Genomic DNA, 6,271 nt, shown 5'->3' on the forward strand with positions numbered 1-6,271 from the left:
AAAGAGGGGATGAGAATGTTCCCTCCATTGCGAGATGCCGTTTCGATGACGTCTTCAAACTCTTGCAGCGTGGTTTCCATTGAGCGATGGTCGCGGTTGCCGTAGGTGGATTCCAGTAGCAGTACATCCGCGGTATCAACCGTGTCCGGGTCGCGCAGCAAGGCGGCCTGAGAGTTGCCTAGGTCGCCTGAGAAAACCAGCTTCTTCTCAACGCCTCGCTCATTGATAAATAATTCGACTATCGCCGAGCCTAGTATATGCCCGGCATCAACAAAATTTACATCGACACCGTCGACGATGTGCGTGCGGTGGTGATAGGGAATGCCCTGGCAATGATCTAGAACTTCTTCCACATCATCGAGCCGATAGAGTGGCTCTATCGTCTCTTTTCCTGCGCGGCGTCGACGTTTATTTTCCCACTCCACATCGCGTTCCTGTAACGACGCTGCGTCTTTCAAAAGCACGTCGATTAAATCACAGGAAGGGCGAGTCATGTAGATCGCTCCTTCGAACCCTTGCGCCATCAGTAGCGGCAGTCGACCGGAGTGGTCCAAATGCGCATGGGATAACACGACGGCATCGATCCGGGAAGCGTCGAACGGCAGCGGCTTTCGGTTGGCGTCCTCCTCCTCGCGGCGGCCCTGAAAGAGCCCGCAGTCCAGCAGCAGGCAAGCATTATCGGTTTCAAGCAGGTACATGGAGCCGGTTACGCCGGCTACGGCACCGTAGAATGTCAATTGAGCCATAACAACCTCCGTTTCATCCGCTGGTTTTCTGCTTTTCCACAGAAAACGATTGTCTTGTGAGGGTGCTGAATACAGCGCAATGCGCTGCCTTCGCGCCGCTGCGGTGTCGTTAAAAGGGCCAGACCCAGTCGTCGATTTGAGGCATGTCGGTGCCGTGGGTGTGCGCGTATTGGCGGCATGAAATCTGCTGATCCAGAAAGGCTTGCTTGGCATGCGCACCTGCGACATTCAGCCCTGGTACTCGGTTGATAACCTCGATAGCGAGACTAAACCTGTCTATACGGTTTTCTATGGCCAGTTCCAGAGGGGTGTTGATATTGCCCTGTTCAACATAACCCCTGACATGCAGGTTGCGGTGATTATTGCGCCGGTATGCAAGCCGGTGGATTAGCCACGGATAGCCGTGAAAATTGAAGATGATGGGCTTGTCTGCAGTGAATAGGCTGTCGAAATCACTATCGGAAAGCCCGTGCGGGTGTTCACTGTTCGGTGTTAAGCGAAACAAATCGACGACATTGATAAAGCGAATTTTCAGCGTAGGAAAGGTTTCGCGCAGCAGTGCCGTGGCAGCGAGTGCCTCTTTCGTTGGGATGTCACCACAGCCCACCATCACTACATCGGGTTCTTCCCCGGCGTCGTTGCTGGCCCATGTCCAGATACCCAGGCCTTTGGTGCAGTGTGCAATCGCGCTGTCGATATCCAGATATTGAATGTGTGCTTGCTTGTCGCAGACAATGACATTGATGTCGTTGTGGCTTCGCAGGCAGTGATCGGCTGTCGATAGCAGACAGTTTACATCCGGTGGTAGATAAATACGCGTAACCGCTGGGCTTTTGTTGACAACAAGATCGAGAAAACCTGGATCCTGATGGGTGAATCCATTGTGGTCCTGGCGCCACACAGTTGAGGTAATCAGTAAGTTTAGTGACGCTATAGGGGCTCGCCAAGATAGTTTTTCAGCAATCGCCAACCATTTTGCATGTTGATTAAACATCGAGTCTATAACGTGTACAAACGCTTCATACGTTGCGAAAAAGCCGTGCCGACCGGTTAATACATAGCCTTCTAACCATCCTTCTAACGTGTGCTCGGACAGCATTTCCAGAACCCGGCCATCGGGGCTCAATTCACCTCCATTGGCATCCTCGGGCAAGTACTCTGCTAGCCAGAGCTTCTTGCTGACCTCGTAAATAGCGTCGAGTTTATTGGAAGTGTTTTCGTCAGGACCGAATACGCGGAAATTACGGTTGTTCATCTGCATAATGTCGCGCAGCATGGCGCCGAGTGGGCGGGTATTCATTGCCGCCGAAGTTGCGGGCTTAGCCACGGTTGCCGCGTAGTCGCGAAAGTCTGGCATGCGCAGGTTACGTTTCAGCAGGCCACCGTTGGTATGTGGGTTGGCGCTCATGCGTCGCAGCCCTCGTGGCGCCAGTGCCCGCAATGCTGGGATCAGACTGCCGTTTTCATCGAACAATTCTTCCGGGCGGTAGCTGCGTAACCACTCCTCCAGAAGTTGCAGATGCTCGGGGTTTTGGTGCACCGTTTTTAGCGGTACTTGATGTGCACGCCAAAAACCTTCGATCTTGTTACCATCGACGGTTTTGGGGCCGGTCCATCCTTTGGGGGAGCGCAGCACAATCATTGGCCACACTTGGCGGCATGCGTTTCCCGCTTGGCGTGCGGTGCTTTGCAGCGCACGGATTTCGTTGATACAGGTTTCCATTGTTTCGGCCATGCTGCGATGCATTGCCATCGGCTCGTTACCTTCAACGAAATGTGGTTTCCAGCCGTAACCTTTGAAAAGTGCCTCAAGTTCTGCGTGGGGTATGCGTGATAGCAGCGTAGGATTGTTAATCTTGTAGCCGTTTAAATGCAGTATAGGTAGAACTGCGCCATCTCGTATTGGGTTGATGAATTTTCCTGAATGCCAGGAGGTAGCCAATGGGCCAGTTTCTGCTTCGCCGTCGCCAACTGCCGCCACACAAATCAAGTCCGGGTTATCAAATACAGCACCGGTCGCATGAGACAGGCTGTAGCCCAACTCTCCCCCTTCGTGAATAGACCCAGGCAACTCTGGCGTGCAGTGGCTGCCAATGCCGCCGGGAAATGAGAACTGCTTAAAAAGACGTTGCAGGCCTGTGCTGTCCTGACTGATATCCGGGTAGATCTCAGAGTACGTTTCCTCTAGATAAACGGGCGCAATTACACCAGGTGCACCATGTCCGGGGCCGGCCAGGAAAATTGCGTTTAGATCTAGCTTGCTGATCAACCGATTCATATGAACATACATAAATGACAGGCCCGGGCTGGCTCCCCAGTGTCCAAGCAAGCGTCGTTTAATATGCTCAACGCGCAACGGTTGCCTTAGCAATGGGTTGTCCTGTAGATAGATCATGCCGGCTGCCAGAAAATTACAAGCGCGCCAATAGGCGTCCAATGCCTTTAGTTCTTCTTCCGTCACCGTGCCATGGTACGAGGCACGCGCCGTTGTGACATTATTCATAGAGGTTTCCTTGACGTGTTTGGCAGACAGCATGTGGTAGCGCGGAGCTACCCTCGATTGCTGTTAGTACTTCTTTGGCAATCATGAGTTGTTCACAGGTTTTTGTAACAAATATACGGACCCTAGATTGGCTGCTGGCGATTTCCGGCGCTTCAAACGCCCTGAGCCGTACTTTCCGGTTCCTTGCATCGTCGATCTCGAGCCCGATAACCTGTAGCCGATCGCAGATGCGTTGCCGCATAGTGGCGGAGTTCTCGCCGATACCACCGGTAAAAACCACGGCGTCTATTCCTCCTAGAACTGCCGCAAAGGCCCCCAAGTATTTGCGTGCACTATAAGCATAGACCTCAATAGCAAGCTGCGCGTCGAGATTACCTTGAGCAGCCCATTGCTCAAGATTGCGCAAGTCCGGACTGCCGCCAAGCGCTTTTAAACCGCTATCGCTGTAGAGCTGCTGTTCTATCGTGTTTATGTCCAGTCCGCATTGCCTGGATAGATAGCTGAATAGACCGGGGTCAACGTCCCCAGAACGGGTGCCCATGGCCAATCCGGTTAAGGGAGACATCCCCATCGAAGTGTCCACGGATGTTCCATTTTCAATGGCGCACAGGCTCGATCCGTTGCCCAGATGGCAGCTGATAATGCGCAGATTTTCAATCGGCGACTGCCATGCTTGAGCGGTTCGCATCGCCACGTATTGGTGTGAGATGCCATGGAAGCCGTAACGCCTCGCTCCAGCTTTTCTCCAAGCCGAAGGGATGGCGTAGGTATATGCGGCTACCGGAAGGCTGTGATGGAATGCTGTATCGAAAACCGCTATTTGGGGCGCGCTTGGCCAGATCTTTTTGCTGGTGGTGATGCCAGCCAAATTGGCAGGATTGTGTAGTGGGGCCAGTGGAGTGCAAGATTGGATATACTGCAGAACTTCTGAATCGATTAGCGTTGCTTTTGTAAATCGCTCGCCGCCGTGAATTACCCTGTGTCCTATGGCATCAATTTGGCTATATCCCCATTCCTGCAACAGTGTTGGTACGCACTGGATCGCTTCTTCAATCGATGCCAGGGGTTCCGATCGTATTTGCTCATCACTATTTTCTCCACCGAGACGAAAGTGGAGTACACAGTGGCCGTCTTTGAAATTCTCAAATTCTGCTTTGACAAGGCGACAATCTTCGACGGCCATGTCAAACAAGGCGAATTTCAAGCTGGAGCTGCCAGCGTTCAAAGCGAGGATCTTCACTATATGCTGCCTTTTGTTTCGCCCCTGGCTACTTAGCCCGTTAGTCGCTGATAAACAGGCCGACCACAGGCGAGCGTCCGTTTGGGTGTGGTTGATAAGTTATAGTAAGTACAAAGCCGAGACGGTAGCTTGTTCTAGATCAAGAGAAGAACTGATTGGCGGTCGGGTCGTAACGGGTTTTGGATTTGAGCGGGTCAGGCTTTGTAGCGATTGACGCTGGCTACATGGCGTAGCCGGTCTAAGTCGAGCAGGGCCACTTCCTTGTTGTCCACGGTTAGCAGGCCGTTGTGGGAAAATCGGGTGAATAGTCGGCTTACCGTTTCCACCTTTAACCCCAGATAGTTGCCAATATCGGTGCGTGACATTGGTAGCCTAAAACGCGTCTCCGAGAGGTTCCTGCGTGCATTGCGAGCGGAGACACTAAGCAACAGCGCGGCAAGGCGTTGCTCGGAGCTACTCTTACTCAAGAGGGTTATCAGCTTCTGATCTTCGGTGATTTCCTGGCTCATCAGCTGGAAGAAATGACGTTGTAGACTGGGCAGCCGTGTACTTAGTTCACCAAGCTTTTCAAAGGGTATTTCGCACACACTGGTGGTTTCCAGAGCTGTAGCTGAGCTACAGAATCGTCCGCAACCAATGCCGTCCATGCCGATTATCTCACCGGGGAAAAAGAAACCATTGACCTGTTCCTGTCCATCATCAGTGATATGGTAGGTCTTGATGGCACCACTGCGAACCGCGTATACCGCGCTAAAATGGTCTTTTTCGCGGTACAGATGCTCTCCGCGTTGGAGTGGGTGTTTGCGCTCGATGATGTTGTCGAGGAGATCAACATCTTTAGAAGTTAGGGCAATGGGCAGGCAAATAGCACCTAACAGACAGTTTCGGCAGTGTTCAAAGCCGTCTTTGGCACAACCCTCTCGAAGTGTGTCTTTGTCTGCGTCCTTGCTTGTATGTGTCATGGCCTTGTGCGCAACCATTGATTTTTACCGTCCAGTATAGCCATTGAGTGACTTGGCGGGGCTTAATCTAATGATCGGTGAGGTATGCATCAAACGCCATACATACTTTCCGCAATAGTCGCTGACCCTGGGTCGTAACTTGAAGAGTACTGCCATGTCTGGTGAGCAAACCATTCTCTTCTAGATTTTCAACTGCTTGATATTTATCGGAAAATAACTCAAAAAATGGTACGCCGAACTCCTTGTAGACTGCATTTGTATCGACTGACAAGTTACAGATAAGGGACATAATAACGAAGCGTTGAACCAAATCGTTAGTGTTCAAGTAACGCCCTGTTACGACGGGCAGGATATCCTGCTCAAGACATCCATAATAGTGATGAACCGAGCTGGTATTTTGCACATAGCAGTCGGGTAGGCCGCTGATGGCGGAAACCCCCAGGCCTACCAAATCGGGGGCCAGGCTCAGGGTGTAACCCTGTAAATTACGCTGCAAGCGGCCTTCATTGCGGGCCACCGCTAGGTCGTCATCGGCGCGCACAAAGCATTCCATACCCAGATGTTCATAGCCCGCGTCATCCAAGCGGGCTATTAATTTGTTTTTCAGCATCGGTCTTTCACTGGTACCTAATCGAACATGATGATCAAAGACCAGCAGATTAGGTGGCTGTACATGGCTATCGCTAAAACAGTCATAGCTGATGCGATCAGGCGCCAGCTCGATCAGGGTGTCCAGCGTTGTATTGATACCGGACAGGGGTGATCCGGACTCCTCGACAGGCATGCTATAGGTCAGCGACCTGAAGCCGTGATCGCGCGC

At 52.1% G+C, this 6,271-nt stretch carries 4 protein-coding genes and 1 pseudogene; all 5 read right to left on the reverse strand.

The window, feature by feature from the left end; translation table 11 throughout:
- A partial coding sequence (locus ABYP39_RS16595) for an MBL fold metallo-hydrolase (protein WP_372783656.1) occupies positions 1–746 on the reverse strand: 746 nt, incomplete at its 3' end.
- Positions 747–855: 109 nt separating this feature from the next.
- Positions 856–3,249: a phosphoketolase gene (locus ABYP39_RS16600; protein ID WP_372783658.1), complete on the reverse strand. Its 2,394-nt coding sequence runs from the start codon at positions 3,247–3,249 to the stop codon at positions 856–858.
- Positions 3,242–4,489, reverse strand: coding sequence for an acetate/propionate family kinase (locus ABYP39_RS16605; RefSeq protein ID WP_372783660.1), 1,248 nt, complete (start codon positions 4,487–4,489; stop codon positions 3,242–3,244). The genes ABYP39_RS16600 and ABYP39_RS16605 overlap by 8 nt, the downstream gene beginning before the upstream one ends.
- 194 nt (positions 4,490–4,683) lie before the next feature.
- Positions 4,684–5,469, reverse strand: coding sequence for a fumarate/nitrate reduction transcriptional regulator Fnr (gene fnr / locus ABYP39_RS16610; RefSeq protein ID WP_372783662.1), 786 nt, complete (start codon positions 5,467–5,469; stop codon positions 4,684–4,686).
- Between the two features lie 49 nt (positions 5,470–5,518).
- A pseudogene (locus tag ABYP39_RS16615) lies at positions 5,519–6,271 on the reverse strand (coproporphyrinogen III oxidase); the annotation flags it as partial.

The organism is Litorivivens sp., assembly GCF_041625495.1.
In the GTDB taxonomy this organism is placed as follows: domain Bacteria; phylum Pseudomonadota; class Gammaproteobacteria; order Pseudomonadales; family Spongiibacteraceae; genus Litorivivens.

What these genes read in the sequence shown, in the direction of transcription:
- ABYP39_RS16600 (WP_372783658.1), bottom strand. Translation starts at nt 3,249, where the DNA reads ATGAATAATGTCACAACGGCGCGTGCCTCGTACCATGGCACGGTGACG.
- fnr (WP_372783662.1), bottom strand. Translation starts at nt 5,469, where the DNA reads ATGGTTGCGCACAAGGCCATGACACATACAAGCAAGGACGCAGACAAA.